Annotated in this window: 12 protein-coding genes; 9 read left to right on the top strand and 3 right to left on the bottom strand. The window is 30.3% G+C overall.

Annotated features, from left to right (window positions below):
* Positions 1–56: 56 nt before the first annotated feature.
* A complete protein-coding gene (locus tag VJY32_RS07725) occupies positions 57–707 on the top strand; it encodes a response regulator transcription factor (RefSeq protein ID WP_353677334.1) in 651 nt (216 codons plus the stop codon).
* A gap of 743 nt (positions 708–1450) precedes the next feature.
* Here the strand turns inward: VJY32_RS07725 and VJY32_RS07730 are convergent.
* Positions 1451–2092, bottom strand: coding sequence for a hypothetical protein (locus tag VJY32_RS07730; protein ID WP_353677335.1), 642 nt, complete (start codon positions 2090–2092; stop codon positions 1451–1453).
* A gap of 148 nt (positions 2093–2240) precedes the next feature.
* On the opposite strand from VJY32_RS07730, the gene greA reads away from it, so the two are divergent.
* From greA to VJY32_RS07765, 7 genes are read left to right on the top strand one after another with little or no spacing between them, the layout of a single operon-like run.
* Positions 2241–2711 (top strand): transcription elongation factor GreA, encoded by a 471-nt coding sequence (gene greA, locus VJY32_RS07735; protein WP_353677336.1) that lies wholly within the window; start codon positions 2241–2243, stop codon positions 2709–2711.
* On the top strand, positions 2704–3804 hold the full coding sequence (ribD, locus tag VJY32_RS07740) for a bifunctional diaminohydroxyphosphoribosylaminopyrimidine deaminase/5-amino-6-(5-phosphoribosylamino)uracil reductase RibD (protein ID WP_353677337.1): 1101 nt from the start codon (positions 2704–2706) through the stop codon (positions 3802–3804). Before greA ends, ribD begins: the two co-directional genes overlap by 8 nt.
* A 23-nt stretch (positions 3805–3827) precedes the next feature.
* Positions 3828–5186 carry a tRNA lysidine(34) synthetase TilS gene (gene tilS, locus VJY32_RS07745; RefSeq protein ID WP_353677338.1) on the top strand — a complete coding sequence of 453 codons (1359 nt, stop codon included), beginning with the start codon at positions 3828–3830 and terminating at the stop codon, positions 5184–5186.
* Positions 5174–5737, top strand: a complete 564-nt coding sequence (gene hpt / locus VJY32_RS07750) for a hypoxanthine phosphoribosyltransferase (protein WP_353677339.1) — start codon at positions 5174–5176, stop codon at positions 5735–5737. Before tilS ends, hpt begins: the two co-directional genes overlap by 13 nt.
* 23 nt (positions 5738–5760) lie before the next feature.
* Positions 5761–7836, top strand: coding sequence for an ATP-dependent zinc metalloprotease FtsH (gene ftsH, locus VJY32_RS07755; protein WP_353677340.1), 2076 nt, complete (start codon positions 5761–5763; stop codon positions 7834–7836).
* Positions 7823–8491 (top strand): diacylglycerol/polyprenol kinase family protein, encoded by a 669-nt coding sequence (locus VJY32_RS07760; protein WP_353677341.1) that lies wholly within the window; start codon positions 7823–7825, stop codon positions 8489–8491. Before ftsH ends, VJY32_RS07760 begins: the two co-directional genes overlap by 14 nt.
* A 53-nt stretch (positions 8492–8544) precedes the next feature.
* Positions 8545–9636 (top strand): DUF4837 family protein, encoded by a 1092-nt coding sequence (locus VJY32_RS07765; RefSeq protein WP_353677342.1) that lies wholly within the window; start codon positions 8545–8547, stop codon positions 9634–9636.
* Here the strand turns inward: VJY32_RS07765 and VJY32_RS07770 are convergent, their stop codons facing one another.
* Together VJY32_RS07770 and VJY32_RS07775 are read right to left on the bottom strand one after the other, a co-directional pair.
* Positions 9637–11529, bottom strand: a complete 1893-nt coding sequence (locus VJY32_RS07770; RefSeq protein WP_353677343.1) for a protein O-mannosyl-transferase family — start codon at positions 11527–11529, stop codon at positions 9637–9639.
* Entirely contained in the window at positions 11516–14251 is a 2736-nt protein-coding gene (locus VJY32_RS07775; RefSeq protein ID WP_353677344.1) for a [protein-PII] uridylyltransferase family protein, read from the bottom strand. The genes VJY32_RS07770 and VJY32_RS07775 overlap by 14 nt, the downstream gene beginning before the upstream one ends.
* Before the next feature lie 250 nt (positions 14252–14501).
* Between VJY32_RS07775 and secA the strand changes: the two genes are divergently transcribed.
* The gene (gene secA / locus VJY32_RS07780) at positions 14502–17555 is read left to right on the top strand and encodes a preprotein translocase subunit SecA (RefSeq protein WP_434968534.1); all 3054 of its coding nucleotides are present in this window, start codon (positions 14502–14504) and stop codon (positions 17553–17555) included.
* The last annotated feature ends 1 nt before the right edge of the window (position 17556 follow it).

Genomic DNA, 17556 nt, shown 5'->3' on the forward strand with positions numbered 1-17556 from the left:
ATTGACCACATTATAGAAAAAATCTACTTTTTAATGTCCTATATCGGATTTTAGAGTTGAACATAAGATATAAAATTGGAATTCTTCTTGGAGTAATTATTTACTTCTTTTTAGACCCACGGGAATTAAAAGTATTTATGGTCTTTAATTTACTGCAGTTATTAATAATAGGTTATTTTGTTAATTTAATTATAAATGATATCTGGAATAAAAAAGAAATAAAATATTATTTACTAATCCTTGTTGTTTATCACTCTATTTTTATAATATCCCGTTACATTTACTATACAGATATTACTCTCCACCTTAAAGTATATAATTACAGATTAATGTTTGTTAATTTTCTTGTTCTTCTCAATACAGTTTTAGGACCTGAAAAAGGTTTTGTATTAAAAAGTAAACTTATCGACAAACTTATTAGAAAAAGAAAAGTTGTTGTATATGGTGACAGTGGTAATATTTTCAGTGTTAATGATTTGAAAAAGTATGGTTTAACAGATAGAGAAATAGAAGTACTCAAACTTATAAGCAGGGGTTATACCTCAAAAGAAATAGCCGAGCAACTTTACTTATCCAAAAAAACAATTGATTACTATCGCAGCAACATCAAAGCAAAATTAAATCTTTCCAAAAAGTCCGAAATAATCCATTTTCTTAAAGAAAAGAATCTTTTCTTTGAGCCAAATGAAATTTATAACACAAAGTAATCCTCTTTACTAACTTTAAAAATAACATAGAATTTTTTGTCAAGTCTTAAATGGACTTCTTTTGACTTTTCCATTCGATTTTTATTCAATTAGTATTTTTTTAGTATTAATTTCGCTTCAATTAGTATTTTATCCTAATGCGCAAGTGTCCTGCAATAATTAATTTTGCACCCAAGTTTTGAGGGCACCAATTGACCGGTCGAAAGCTAAGCAAGTAGACCGGTCTTTAATTGGTTAATTTCTAAACAACAACTATTATGCATAATACTTTTAATAATTTACATTTCATAAAATTTATCTATAGGCATATAAAACCTTTTAATATAACTAATTCAATACTTTACTGGTTATTGATAACGTTTTTGCTATACCAGGGAGTATCAAATCTGGCTTATCCTGAAAGTATCATCGAAAAGTTAAAATCTACTATTACTTTTAGTGATGATACATTAATATTAGTATCAATTTTTATCAATTTGCTACAAATCGTTATTGCATTAATGCTAATATTTAAATTACACTTTAAAGCATCTTTAACGACTACAATAATTTTATTAAATTTAATAAGCTTTATTTACTTTTATAATTCCGTTGAAATTATTCCTGTTGTTGAGCTTCTTCCTAAAATTATTATATTAAATTATAGCGGTGTAATTGAATCATTACTAAACATTTTATTCTTTATTATCGCTTTATTACTATTGAGAACTATAAAGAATAGCTAATATTTTGATAACTGATTTTTACTCCTTCTTCAATTTGATAATGAAATAAATAAAACCAAAAATGATAAAAAATTCTCCAATTAATAAAAATTCCCAGTGATACTTTACAGGTGAAATCGAATTAATACGAGTTTGAAAGTCCCACATAAATGAAAATAAAATAAATGCAACCCCAATTACGGATGCGATTATACTTAGTTTATTTGTTCTTAAAGAAAATCCTTTTTGCTGTAAATAAATACTTATAATTGAAAACACTATCATACTAATTGAAATAATAACAGGTGCATAGATTGGCGCAATCCATGGAACAGGAATTAAAAATAATATATCATCTGTTAAAAGAGAGACAGGCCAGTTCAGAAAAATTTTAAGCCATACATAATAAAAAATATCCCATGTTCCAAAAGCATAAATGAAATAGAAAAATCTTTCTAAAGATGATTTACCGCACAGATAAGCAATACATAAGAGCATTACAATAGTTGAAATTTCCCTGATAATTTCTATTAACAATATTTTATCAGAAATTAATTTTAATGGGAAAGCAAATCCTTCTGGATAGAAAATTTCTCTTAGATAAACAACAACAGCAGCTTCTAAGTTTGCCATAGCAATTGCAAAAATCATAAGTAGAATAAACTTTACGATTGGTTTCATATTAATACCCTCCATTAAATAATAGTTGAAAACTTCATATATAATTTTTATTTTTTCAGTGCCACTGCAATGCGGTGGCAATTTTTTTGATTTACACAAAGCGAAATCTTATTTCGCTTTTTTTAGCAACAAATAAGGAGTAAGTAAAGTGTCGAATTTTGTTTATCTAAGTAAAGAACGAATTAGAGAACTCGAAAAAGAATTAGCAGAACTCAAAAATAATGGTCGCAAAAAAATGGCAGAACGAATTGCAGAAGCAAGAGCACACGGCGACCTATCCGAAAATGCAGAATATGATGCTGCAAAAGAAGAACAGGGATTACTCGAGTTAAAAATTAGTAAACTCGAAGACCTACTTTCAAGAGCAAGAATTATAGATACATCAAATATGCCAAAAGACCAGGCTCATATTCTTTCTAAAGTTAAAGTAAAAAATCTAAATAACAACAAAATATATGAATATATTCTTGTATCTCCAGAAGAAGCTGACTTAGAAAAAGGGAAAATTTCTATAACTTCACCAGTTGGCCAAGCTTTAATGGGTGTAAAAGTTGGTCAAACAGTGGAAGCAAAAGTTCCAGCAGGCATAATAAAATTTGAAGTGCTGGGGATTGAGTAAATTGTTAGATGAATCTTACATACAAATTACATTAGAACTTGCAAAGAAAGGAAAAGGTAAAGTAAGTCCTACGCCTCTTGTTGGTACTTTGCTTGTTAAGAACGATAAAATTATTGGAGCAGCTTATAGAAGTTCTCCAGACGAAATTAGCACAGAACTTTTAGCTATAAAAAATTCTAAAGAAAATCCTGATGGTGCAACTCTTTATACAAATTTAGAGCCCTGCTCGCTATCAACTGATAAGCAGGATTGCATTGAGTCAATAATCAAATCCAAAATAAAAAAAATTGTAATAGGAACACTCAATCCTCAGCCTGAGCACAATGGTCAGGCAGTAAAAAAATTCAGGAAAGCAGGTCTGGAAGTTAAAACTGGCTTGCTGGAAAAAGAATGCATTGATATAAATAAATTTTACTTCAAATACTGCACTAAATCATTGCCTTATGTTACTCTTAAAATGGCAATAACTATTGATGGTAAAATTGCTGATAGCAGTGGTAATTCAAAATGGTTAACTTCTGTTGAATCAAGAAGCTTGGTGCATGAACTTCGTTCTGAATATGATGCTGTTATGGTTGGTTTTAATAGCGTAAAAATTGACAATCCCGAATTAACAGTAAGATTGGTTGAAGGAAGAAATCCAAAAAGAATTATACTTGATACAAATCTTCAGTTAAGTCTTAATTCTAATCTGGTCAAAAAAAATTCTGATAAAAATTTTATAATAATTACTTCTACAAAGAATAAAAATAGAAAAAGAAAAATTAATACATATCTAAAGAAGGGCATTGAAATTATATTTGTGCCTGAAGAAAGAAACGGGAAAATTGATTTACTCAAAGCATTGTCAATTCTTGCTGAAAGAAAAATTATTTCTGTTCTTGTTGAAGGAGGCAGTAAAGTATTTTCAAGTTTTATAAAGCAAAAACTTGAAGATGAGATTTTAATATTCTTATCACCAAAAATTTTAGGAAATGGATTGCCTCTTTGTTCCAATCTTGGAATAAAAAGTTTATCAAAAGCTATCAATTATTCGATAAAAGATGTAGATAAAATTGGTGATGATGCACTTATAAAATTTGTGAGAAGATAATATAATTGGGCATTCCTGCATAGATGAAAAAATTAGAACAAAAAATCATTAACTTCATTAATCAACATAATCTAATTGATAAAAACGATAGACTTCTAATTGCATTCAGCGGTGGACCTGATTCAACATTTGCACTTTATTTCTTAAATAAATTCAAAAAAAAATATAAAGTAGAAATTGCTGCTGTTCATTTTAATCATCAATTAAGAGGAAAAGAATCAGACGACGACGAAAAATTCTGCTATGAATTTTGTCAATCATTAAACATTCCTTTTTTCTCATGTAAGTTAAATGTTAATGAATATGCTAAAGAAAATAAACTTTCGATTGAAGAAGCCGCAAGAATTCTACGTTACAGTTTTCTTGAGAACTTTTCGAAGAAGAACAATTTTAATAAAATAGTCACAGCTCATAATTTATCTGACAATACCGAAACTGTATTAATTAATCTTTTCAGCGGAACTGGTTATACAGGCATTTCAGGAGTTCCAATAAAACGGAGAAATATTATTCGTCCTTTTCTTTTTATATCGAAAGAAGAAATTTTAGATTATCTCAACAATAATAATATCAACTATCGAATTGATTCTTCAAACCTTAAAATTGACTTCAAAAGAAATTTTATTCGTAATAAAATTCTTCCTTTAATACGAGAAAGGATTAATCCAAAAGTTGATGAGGCAATATTTCGTTCATCAAAAATTTTAGAAGTTCTTGCATCAATAATTGATAATTATATTAATGGATTAATCACTAAGCACACCCGCATCTCTAAGGATTGCATTTTCATCAAATCATCTGCAAAAAAAATTGAAAACGAAATTTTTGGTGAATTCACTAAAAAACTTTTAAAAGATAATTTTAATTATCATATTGAATACAACGACGTATACAGAATAAAATCTTTATTTGAAAAACAAAAAGGGAAAAAAATTTTTCTTACAAAGAAAATATTTGCCTTGAGAGAAAAAAATGGAATTGAAATTTTTTCTTATAAAAATGATAACAGCTCAATAACAATTATCAAAGTCGGGGAAAGTGCTGTATTAAACAGCAAGACTTTAAAAATTGAAGAAGTTAGCAGAAATGAGATTAAATTTGGTAAATCCAAAAATGTAGAATACATTTCTGCTGATAATTTAAGCGATGAATTTATTTTAAGAAAATGGCAGCCGGGTGATAAATTTATACCACTCGGAATGAAAAAACCTAAAAAAATTTCTGATTTTTTAACCGATGCAAAAGTTAAATCTTCAGAAAAAAAAGATAAATTTGTTCTTGAGAATAATAAATTTATTGTCTGGCTTGTGGGCTTAAGAATAGATGATAGATTTAAAATTACTTCACAAACAAAGAGGATATTAAAGCTGTGGATAAAATAGGCACACAAAATACTGATGAATTGTGGATAGGAACAGAAAAGTTTATTCCTTACATTACTGAAGAGCAAATACAAAAAAGAGTAGCTGAATTAGGAAAAGAAATTTCGCATGACTATAAAGCTAAACTCCCAATTTTTATTGGCGTGCTAAACGGCTCGTTTATGTTTATGGCAGATTTAATGAAACATATCACAATAAACTGCGAGGTCGATTTTTTCAAGTTATCAAGCTACGGAGATGCAAAAATAAGTTCCGGAAAAGTAAAATTAGTAAAAGATTTGAATGCTGATATAACAGACAGACATTTAATAATTGTTGAAGATATTGTAGATACAGGTCTATCAATTAAGTATATTGAAAAGTTAATTGAAGAGCATAAACCAGCAAGCATGAAAGTGGTTTCACTACTGGTGAAAGAAGATAGTATAAAATATGATGTTAAAATTGATTATATTGGATTTCGAATTCAGAATAAATTTGTTATCGGATATGGCCTTGATTATGCTCAAAAATACAGAAATTTAAAATCCATATATGTTTTAAGTGAATAAAAAGGAAGGTGAAATTCTATTTTATGGCAAACAACGAAAATCGACATAAAAACAACAAATCCAAGCCGCCATTTGGAAATGGTCCTCAAAAACCAGATGGAGATTTTGATTGGTCGAGAATCATTAAAAGTGTTATAAGCTGGGGGACTGTAATAATTGCCGCAGTAATCATTATGCAATTCATGAAATCTGGTTCTCCTAATGTTGTTGATGTTCCATATGATGTATATGAAAAATTTCTTGACGGCGGGAAAATAGCAAGTGCCAAAATTATTAAAACTGATGTAAATGATTATAGATTCGAAGGAAAATTAATTCAAAAAGAAAAAATTTTCTTAAACGGTGCTTTCATTGATGTTCAAAATTTCAGTGTAACACTTATAGAACCCGTACTTCAGGATCAAGTTAAGATTTGGAAAGAAAAAAATATCAAGTTCACATTTGTAAAAGAATCAAATGAATGGACTTCAATTTTATTTGGACTTTTGCCATGGCTGATAATTTTTGGAATTTGGATATTAATTTTCAGAAGAATGCAGGCTGGTGCTGGGGGAACTAAAGGAATATTTAATTTTGGAAAAAGCAGAGCTAAGTTAATAACAGAATCGGCAGTTAAAGTTACATTTAAAGATGTTGCTGGTGCTGATGAAGCCAAATTAGAACTTCAGGAAATAATTGAATTTTTGAGAGAACCAGCAAAATTTCAAAGACTCGGTGGAAAAATTCCGCGTGGTGTTTTATTGTTAGGACCTCCTGGTACTGGTAAAACACTTCTTGCCAGAGCTGTAGCGGGCGAAGCAGGTGTTCCATTCTTTTCTATTTCTGGAGCTGATTTCGTTGAAATGTTTGTCGGTGTAGGTGCAAGTCGTGTTCGTGACCTATTCGAACAGGGCAAGAAGAATGCTCCATGCATAATTTTTATAGATGAAATTGATGCTGTCGGAAGGCATCGTGGCGCAGGTTTAGGAGGCGGACACGATGAACGCGAGCAAACTCTAAATCAACTGCTCGTCGAAATGGATGGATTTGAACAAAACAGTGGTGTAATTATAATTGCTGCTACCAATCGTCCTGATGTTCTCGACCCCGCATTATTAAGACCCGGAAGATTTGATAGACAAATCGTTGTAGACCGACCGGATGTAAAAGGAAGAGAAGGAATCTTAAAAGTTCACACAAGAAAAATTCCTCTCGATTCAGATGTTGATTTAGAAGTTCTTGCTAAAGCCACACCAGGACTCGCAGGAGCTGAGTTAGCCAATATGGTTAACGAAGCTGCTCTTCTTGCAGCACGTAAAAACAAAAAGAAAGTTTCTATGGAAGACTTTGAAGAGGCAAAAGATAAAGTAATGATGGGAATGGAAAGAAAAAGTTTAATTATTTCAGAAGAGGAGAAAAAGATTACTGCTTATCACGAAATTGGCCATGTTCTTGTAGCAAAAATGCTTCCTGAAGCTGACCCTGTTCACAAAGTAACTATTATTCCTCGCGGAAGAGCACTTGGTGTAACAACATATCTTCCTGTTGATGAAAAACATACCTATTCAAAAGAATATCTCGAAGCAATGATTACTTATGCACTTGGTGGAAGAGCAGCTGAAAAAATTGTATTCAAAAGATTTACTACTGGTGCTGGCAATGATATTGAAAAAGCTACAAATATAGCCCGTAAAATGGTATGTGAATGGGGAATGAGTGAAAAACTTGGTCCGCTTGCTTATGGTTCAAAAGAAGAAGAAATATTTTTAGGACGTGAAATTACCAGACACAAAGACTATAGTGAAAAAACAGCTCAAGAAATTGACGAAGAGGTTAAAAAAATTGTTATGACCTGTATGGAAAGAGCTGAAAAGATTTTACTTGAGAATGTTGACTTACTGCACAAACTTTCAAAAGAACTGCTCGAAAGAGAAATTCTTGATTCTGAAGAAATTGATAAAATTATTAAAGGAGAAGAACTACCCCCTGTTAAACGAAATGGCTCTGGAAATAATTCTAACAAAGATCAGGAAATACCAGAGCATGTTCAAAAATTATTAGAAGAAAGAAAGAAAAAAGAATCCTCCAAAAATTCCGATAAAGCTGATGGTAGCAAGTGAACACGCAACTATTGATTATCAAAGTGAAGTTTTAAGAAAAGCAATTCACCTTTGTTCTCTTTCTATTCCTGTTATCTATTATTTTATTACAAAAGAACTAGCTCTAAAAATTTTAATTCCGCTACTAATCTTATCCCTGATAATAGATTTAGGAAGATATTATTTCAAACCAATTCAGGATTTCTTCTACAGCATTTTCGGTTTTCTTTTAAGACGACATGAAAAAGACCATAAGAAAAAAAATTTAAATGGTGCTACTTATGTATTGATATCTGCTGTAATAGTTATTCTTATTTTCCCCAAAATTTTTGTTGTTACATCATTTTCAATACTTATAATAGGAGATATTGCTGCTGCTCTTGTAGGCAGAAAATTTGGAAAAAGAAAATTTCTACTAAAAAGTCTTGAAGGAACCATAGCATTTTTTCTGTTTTCCTGCATTGTAATTCTTTTCACACCCAAAATTGAAGGAAATTTAATTGAATTTATAATTGGATTTGTTTCTGCAGGAATTGGAGCGATAGCAGAAAATATATCAATTGGCTGGGCTGATGATAATCTTGTAATACCTATTACTGTGGGAATCTCAATGTGGATTCTTTATACAATTTTTTTACCTCATATGCCCCTTGTTCTTCCAAATGTCCCAAACTAATGAAACAAAAAAAATTACTTAAAGTATAAAAACCAACAATTAAGATGAATAAGATGAAACTACAAAAATACTTTTTAAGCTTTTTGTTATTAACATTTATAATTTTTCTTGCTGGATGCAATGCCAAAAAAACTGCAACTGGAAATGAAGATGATATTTATGTATTTGCTGATTCAACAGAATATTATAATCTCGAAGGTGCTTTGCTAACTGTATTCAATAAAATAATTTACACTCCTCAGCCAGAAAATCTTTTTAACCTCATAAGAAAAGATATTTCTTCGCTCGAAAAGTATAAAGAAAGAAAGAATATAATTATTATTGCTCCTTTAAACTCTCAATCAGAAGTTGCTAAATACATAAACAGCATGCTAACCAACGATGTAAAGAAATTGGTTTATGCTGATTCAATTAGTGTTATTAATAAATATAATCTCTGGGCTAATGACCAATTGGTCATGATAATTACTTCTCCTACTATAGATCAATTAAACAAAAATATTCTTAAGGAAAGTGAAAATCTTCTCTATTATTTTCAAAAAATATCGAATGATAGACTTTATAAAAGTCTTTATAATTCCAGATACGAACAAAAAAATATTGAAGCAAGATTTTTGAGAGACTATGGCTGGATGATTTATGTTCAAACAGACTTTTTGCTTGCAATTGATAAACCTGAAGATAAATTTGTATGGTTAAGAAGAGCTCCCGGGACAGACATGGAAAGATGGATTTTTGTTCATTGGATTGATAATGCCTCGCCGGCTCTTCTAAATCGCGATTCAATTTATGCAATTAGAAATAAATTAACAGAAAAATTTTATAGAACATCCGACGATTCAAGTTATGTTGAAATTTCTGATGACTATAGAACAACGAAAGAAGTTAATTTCTTAAATCGCTATGCTTTAATGACACAAGGCTTGTGGCGTATGAAAGACGGCTCGATGGGAGGTCCATTTATCAATTATACATTTTATGATGAACCAACTAAAAGAATTTACATGCTCGATGGTTCTGTCTATGCACCAAAATATTATAAGAAAAAATTAATTCAACAGCTCGATGTTTTATTAAGGTCATTCCTCACAAAAAGAGAAGTTGACAAAGAAAGATATGAAGAATTAATGGAGGAACTTGAATAATTAGTTGATAAACTTAAGTATACTTTCTGGAATGTGAAAATTTTTTAAATCACTTTTTATTTTATCGATATACATCTTGGCTTTATCAATTTTACCATATTGAATTTCATACATTGCTCTATATGTCAACATTGTTCCTATAACATTCTCAATAAAATCAATGTATTTATTTCTTTTCTCAGCAATTCTAATTTTAAAATCAGGAACTGGAGCCGGCACATATTCATTCCCCTTCACAACTTTGAACATAAAAAGATGAGGCACTATTTGATAATTTTCTGGTAGCTGTAATTCCCCTCTTTGCATTTCATTCTGAAATAATTCTAACCCAATGTAAACATTTTCTTTATTCTTGGATATTAAACCTGTTATAATTTTTCTATAGTATTTTTCAAGTATCTCAGAATCATATTCTTCAGAGCGTTCAAAAGGTCTTAATGCTATTAAAAATTTATTAACATCTTCTTTTACATTTTTAATTACATCAGGATAATTTCTTTCAAGCTGATTGTAATACCACGACCGTCTGAGTAATTCCTTGTCGATAACAGCAACATCTCTTCTAAAATTTTCAACATATTGATAATAGTAAGAAGGCGAGACAAAATAGTCCCATTGATAAGTTAATATTATTGAATTCTTTTCCACACTTTTAAGAATGGATTTCGTGTAATCTTCAAATGTATATATATCTGATTGATTAACTTGAGAATAATTTGAAACAAAAACATAAATCAAAATCATCAGAGTGAAAGAAATTGAGTAATAAATTTTACCAGCTTTTTCGATTATGAATTTAATTCCATAAGCTCCAAAGAAGGATAACATTATAAAGGAAAGAAGAAAGTAAGAATCAATATCAACAATATCATAATTAATTACATACAGAAGAGAAAATAAAAATGTTGTAAAGAATAAATAAAAAAATCTTTTTGAAACTTTTAGACTACAAAATATTCCAGCAAGAATAAAAATAAAGTAAGCATAAGTAAACTCATCTGGTAAATTTTGTAAATAGTAATTAAACTGCTTTTTAGCTGAATCAAATGAGGAAAAGAGCCACACCTGATATTGTTTTCCTGTAAAATGTCTCCAGAAGTTTTCAAAGTTTACTGGATTTCCCCAGTTTATTACTGGATTTGAAAAAGCACGCAATGGGAGATAAAGATAAATTAATATCATTACACAAACAGAAATAAGAAATGTAATTATGATTTTTTTAAGAGCAATGCGATTGAAATTTTCTTTCATAAAAAATAAAATCATAACAAAAGGCAAAACAAGAAGTGTAGTCATATGATTACAAAAGCCCAATGCTATTGCTATGCCAGCTTTTATCCATTCATACAAATTATTTTTGATTTCATAAAATGTTTTCAGTGTCAAATAAATTATCAAATTGAAAAGAAAAACTTGAAGTGAATAAACTTCGACAGATGTAGATTGAAACCAGTAAGTTTTGCTAAATGCAAGAAATAATCCGCTGATTGATGATGCTAAAATATTTTTATAATCAAGAATAGAAATTTTATTTAAAGAATTATTCTTAAACTTTCTTTTCCGAACAAAATTTATATCATTCTTTATATTACTTAAAAGCAAATTAACAGACTTAACAAAAAACACAATACCAGCTGCACACCATATTGATGCCAACAAATTAGCCTGAAATATTTTTGTAAATGGCAGAGGAATTCTAAGAAATAAATAACCAATCAATGTAAATAGTGGATAACCAGTTGGATGAGCAACTCCAAGTGTTGATTGAACTGCTGCTAATTCTCCTGAGTCAATTTGAATTACTCCTGGAGCTATAGTAGTCAAATAAAATATGAAAGCTACTACACCGGTAATTTCAGCATAGAATTTTTTTAGAAAATCAAATTTTGCCAACATATTTTTCAAAAAGTAATATGTTCGATTTTATGACTGATGAAAGTTTTTTCTGAAGTTCTTCGGTTGTTATTTTGAAAAATGATGCAACCATTGACTTTCTTTCTTCTGTCGCAGGAAATATTGCACTTGTTGTGTTAAAAATGCACTGTAGTGCAAATTCAATTTTCCTCAAAAACAAATAATTATCAAGTATTAATTCATAATCTTCTTTCGGAAAAATTTTTTTAAGATTTTTAATGATATTAATCGTCTTCTTCCCTTGCAATCTAGGATTATTAAAAAATTGTGATTGAATCAAAAAATCAATTGTAACTAATCCACCATTTTGCTTTTTAATATTAAAAGTGGAATCATAATGCGAAATATTTTCTTTCATTATTAATCTATACATGTGAAGCATTTCTTTTGTAACATAAGTCATATCAAGTGATTTAATATGATTAATCAGAATTGATTTGAATTTCTTAAAAAGATTTTGATTGCCAGAGATAAATCTTATTTTTGATAATGACTGAAATTCCCAAATTCTTGCTCTCGTTTGAAGATAATTCTTATAGCTTTCTACACCCCAGACAAGCGGAGAACTTTTTCCTTCGGGTCTTAAGCGAACATCAATATCAAATGGCTTTAATTCATTTTGCAATAATTTCAGCAGTTTCTGAAAATCATCCTGTATTTCTGAATATTTATTTACATTGTCTGTTATTATAATTAAATCAATATCAGAAGAAAAATTAAGCATGTATGAACCATAACTTCCTAATCCTCCAATAAAATAATTATATTTTGAATTGTATTGTGATGACAACTTACTGATTCTTAAATCAACATATTTACAAATTAAACTGGAAATTTTTTCAGTTGAAATTAAACCCAGCGTGTACTGAACTGAAAGTAAAAATATAATTTGATTGATTTTATAGTTAGAAATATAATCTTCAACATTTTTTATCAATATATCATGTGATAAAAAAATTTCTTCAACCGATTTATCGAGTATCAAAATGTCTACAGCTTTTGAGCAGAACTCACATACTTTTAGAAAACTTTTGAAATAATGTTTATTCAAAAATTCTGAATACCAGATAGAAGGAAATTTTGATGCTCTTATTACCTTAACAAAATTATCCAGTGTAACATCAGGCGACGAACATTTTTCTAAATATTTTATGAGTTCAGGTTCAATATGATTAAATAACTCAATTGTTTTGGAATCAAATTCTTTTTGTTCAAAATATCCCAATCCGCTTCTTAAATATTTCAGATTTTTTTCAGCACGGTTATAATCCTTAAAATGAATTTTCCCTAAATCTATCTTTTCATTTTTATCATCGCCTCCCAATATATTATTGTAAATATTTCTAACTCGTTTTCTTATTTCACTTAATTCTTTTTGAAATTTTTTTTCGTCATCGTATCGAAGGTAACTGCATAATTTATAAAGCAGCTCCCCTTCTGATGGAATAAGATGTGTTTGAGTATCATTCATTAATTGAAGGAAATGTTCTATTCTTCTGTAAAAAATATATGCTTTAATTAATAAATCTTTTTCATCCTGTTTAAGAAGATTTTTTTCATAAAGCAGTTCAATTGCCTTTAATGTATTTCCTGTTCTAAGTTCTTTAAATCTCCCTCCATTTAACAATTGCAATGCCTGTACAGTAAATTCTATATCTCTTATTCCACCTTGAAACAACTTAACATTTTCTTTTTCTCTGTTATGAAGTTCAATGTTATATTTCATTTTTTTTATTTGTTCCTTAAGAGATGTGGAGAAAGATGCCGGAAAAATATACGGCTGAAGAAATTGATAAAATTTTTGATACAAATTATAATTGCCACAAACATAATTTAGCTTTATTAGCATCTGTCGTTCCCAATCTTCGCCTCTTGTTTCGTAATATTTTGTATAATCACTGTATGCTTTACACAAAGGAGAATACTTACCATCAGGTCTTAATCGAAAATCTATTCTGTAAATGTAACCTCTGTCTGTAATTTCGGTAGACGATTTTATAAACAATAGTGCGGCTTCGGAAAGTATTTCGTGATATTCTTTTTTAATTTCTTTTATGTATTCATTTTCATCATAAAATAGAATTAAATCAACATCTGAACTGTAGTTTAATTCATTTCCCCCCAATTTCCCTAATGAACATAGACAGTATTCTCTACAGGTCTTTAAATCATATTTCAATAAAGTTTCCTGATAACACAATTCGAACAGAACAGAAAGAATTGAATTTGCAAGATAGCTTAATTGTTCTGTGATAGTTTTAAGGTCGCTAAGATAAAGTATATCATTAACCCCGATTTTCAAGATGTATCTTTTTTTGAACTGTCGTATAAAATTTAATTTTGCATTGAATGTAGAATATCGATTAATTCCATTTTGAAGTTCTTTTGTTAAAGACTCAGAAGAAATATTTAGAGCAAGATATTCCTGGTCAAACACTTGATAAAGATACTCCGGATTTCTTACAACAATATCTGTTAAATAATTACTGCTTGCAGTAATTGCTATTAAAATCTCTGCATGATGAGGATATCTTACAAGCTCGTGGAAAAAAGTGTGTTTATCATAAAGAGAGTTAAATATTCTAAGCAAGTTTGCTTCTGAAGAAGAAGAAAAATGGTACTTGCCTGCTTCTAGCTCCATCACTCTAAGAGCTTTATCAAAAACATCAGAAGAAATTAATCCCTGAGTAAATTCAATCAATTTCGAAACAAAATTCTCTGAAAAAGAAAAATGATTTTTTTGCACCTTATTTTTTCAATTGTTTAATTGACAAAAATAAATTAACTAATAATAAATAGCATAATTTTTATTATTGGTATATTTGCATTACAAATTATTATTGAAACTATAATTAATCACAATTTTATAAGTTACAGCAAATTATGATGTTCGTTGAATTTCAGAACCTCATTAATTAACTTTCAAACCTGAAAAACTGGAGAGATAAATGATTAGCACACTGCTTAAAAAAATATTTGGTGATAAGAATACTCATGCATTAAAGGAACTCTGGCCTATTGTTAACCAGATTAATGAAGAATTTGAAAAACTGAAAGAACTTACAGACGAAGAATTAAAAGCCAAAACAACTCAGTTCAAAGAATATATTCAAAACGAAACAGCAGAGTTAAGAAATAAAATTGATGAATTAAAAAATCAATTAACTCAAATTCAATCTGCCGAAGAAAAACATAAAATTTATGATGAGATAGAAGGACTTGAAAATGAGCTTGATGAAAAATATGAAGAAATATTAAATGAACTTTTGCCTCAAGCATTTGCTGTTGTAAAAGAAACATGCAGACGTCTTGTTGGTAAATCGTGGGAAGTTGCTGGAAATAAAATTACATGGGATATGGTTCCCTATGATGTTCAACTGCTGGGGGGAATTGTACTTCATCAAGGCAAAATTGCAGAAATGGCAACGGGAGAAGGTAAAACACTTGTTGCAACTCTACCTTTGTATCTCAATGCTTTAACAGGCAGAGGTGTTCATCTTGTAACTGTGAATGATTATCTTGCCAAACGTGACAGTGAATGGATGGGTGAAATTTTTAAATTCCACGGCTTAACTGTCGGCTGCATCCTTAATACAATGGATACAGAAGAAAGAATTAAGCAATACCAATGTGATATAACTTATGGAACAAATAATGAATTTGGTTTCGATTATCTACGCGATAACATGGCAGTATCTAAAGACCAATGTGTTCAACGAGGTCATAATTATGCAATTGTAGACGAAGTTGATTCTGTTTTAATTGACGAAGCAAGAACACCGCTTATAATTTCAGGACCAGTTGAAAAGACCGAACACAAATTCGATGAAATGAAGCCAAAAGTTGAAAGACTTTTCAGAAAACAAGCTAACCTTGTTGCATCAATCGTAAAGGAAGCTGAACAACTTTTACAATCAAATGACCCAAAGGACAGGGAAAAAGCAGGGATTCTATTGCTTCGTGCACACAGAGGATTCCCTAAAAATAAAGCTTTGATGAAAATCTTAGCTGAGCCAGAGAATAAAAAACTGCTTCAACAAACTGAACTTGAATTCTTGAGAGAAAATGCCAAAAGAATGCCCGAAATTGATGAAGAACTTTATTTTGCAATTGATGAAAAACTCAATCAAATAGATTTAACAGAAAAAGGAAGAGAAGAACTTGCGCAGGGCTCTGGTGAAGGAAAAGAATTTTTTGTTATTCCGGATTTGGGAACCGAAATAAGTAAACTTGAAAACGACCCGAATCTCACATCTGAAGAAAAACTTCGTAAAAAAGATGAACTTTATCATTTATACTCAGAAAGGTCAGATAGAATTCATACCATCAATCAATTACTAAAAGCGTACACATTGTTCGAAAAAGATGTTGAATATGTTGTAACAGAAGATGGCAAAATTGCAATAGTTGATGAATTCACTGGTCGAATTTTGCCTGGACGAAGATATTCCGATGGATTACATCAAGCCATTGAAGCAAAAGAAAATGTTAAGGTTGAAAGAGATACTCAAACACTTGCAACAATTACTCTACAAAATTATTTCCGTCTTTACAAAAAACTTGCAGGAATGACAGGAACAGCTGAAACAGAAGAAGCAGAATTTTATGAAATTTACAAACTCGAAGTCGTTGTTATTCCCACAAATAAACCTGTTATAAGAGTAGATGAGGATGATGCAATTTACAGAACTAAGCGCGAAAAGTATAATGCAATTATTGAAAAAATAAAACAACTCAGAGAACAACGCCGCCCTGTACTTGTTGGTACTACAAGTGTAGAAGTTTCAGAAACATTGAGCCGAATGTTAAAACGACAGGGAATTCCACACAACGTATTGAATGCAAAACAACATCAGCGAGAAGCTGAAATAGTTGCACATGCAGGTCAACCTGGTGCTGTTACAATTGCTACAAATATGGCTGGTAGAGGAACCGATATAAAATTAGGAGCAGGAGTAAAAGAACTTGGTGGATTATATATTCTTGGAACAGAAAGACATGAATCAAGAAGAATTGACAGACAATTAAGAGGACGAGCAGGGCGACAGGGAGACCCCGGAACATCTAAATTCTTTATTTCACTTGAAGATGATTTAATGCGTTTATTCGGTGGTGACCGAATCACTTCTATTATGAGTCGACTTGGCATGCAGGATGGCGAAGCAATTCAACATCCTTTAATTAGCCGTTCTGTTGAAAGAGCTCAAAAAAAAGTTGAAGAAAATAACTTTGCTATCCGTAAACGTCTGCTTGAATTTGATAATGTAATGAATCAGCAACGTGAGGTAATTTATTCGAGAAGACGTCAAGCACTCGAAGGTGAAAGACTTAAAGGAGAAATTTTTGAGTATCTCGATGAATTTGTTCAAGATGTGATTGATAAATACTTTGATGATGGTAACTTTGAAAAAATTAAAGAGGAAATTTTTCAGCATACACTTGTAGATATCAAAATTGATCCTGATGTAATTGACAAAATCGGAAAGGACGGATTTAGAGATAAAATTCTTGAGGCTGCAAAAGATTTCTATAATCGAAAAGAAGAAATGCTTGGTTCTGATTTAATGGCAAGACTTGAAAGATATGCAGTGTTGAGTGTAATTGATGAAAAGTGGAAAGAACATCTCCGAGAAATGGACGATTTAAAAGAAGGAATAGGCTTACGTGCTTATGGTCAAAAAGACCCATTGCTTGAATACAAAGCCGAAGCTTATAATCTTTTTATTCAATTGCTCGAACATATTAGAAATGAAGTAATTTCATTTGCATTTAAATTCTGGCCACAAGCTCCTGTTGAAGTTCAGGGAAGAAGACCAACTCCTCAACAAAGATTACAAACAATAAAAGATAGTGCAGATAATCTTGGATTGAGAGCACAACCGCAGGAAAAAGTTGCACAGGTTAAACAAAAACCAATCCGTGTAGAAGAAAAAGTAGGAAGAAATGACCCTTGTCCCTGCGGTAGCGGAAAAAAATATAAAAATTGTCACGGAAAAAATGTATAGA

The organism is Rosettibacter primus (genome assembly GCF_036860675.1).
GTDB lineage: Bacteria > Bacteroidota > Ignavibacteria > Ignavibacteriales > Melioribacteraceae > Rosettibacter > Rosettibacter primus.

Bases quoted from the DNA above. Each gene is read 5' to 3' on its own strand.
- ftsH (WP_353677340.1), top strand. From the start codon at position 5,761: ATGGCAAACAACGAAAATCGACATAAAAACAACAAATCCAAGCCGCCA.
- VJY32_RS07730 (WP_353677335.1), bottom strand. From the start codon at position 2,092: ATGAAACCAATCGTAAAGTTTATTCTACTTATGATTTTTGCAATTGCT.
- VJY32_RS07765 (WP_353677342.1), top strand. From the start codon at position 8,545: ATGAAACTACAAAAATACTTTTTAAGCTTTTTGTTATTAACATTTATA.
- VJY32_RS07760 (WP_353677341.1), top strand. From the start codon at position 7,823: ATGGTAGCAAGTGAACACGCAACTATTGATTATCAAAGTGAAGTTTTA.
- tilS (WP_353677338.1), top strand. From the start codon at position 3,828: ATGAAAAAATTAGAACAAAAAATCATTAACTTCATTAATCAACATAAT.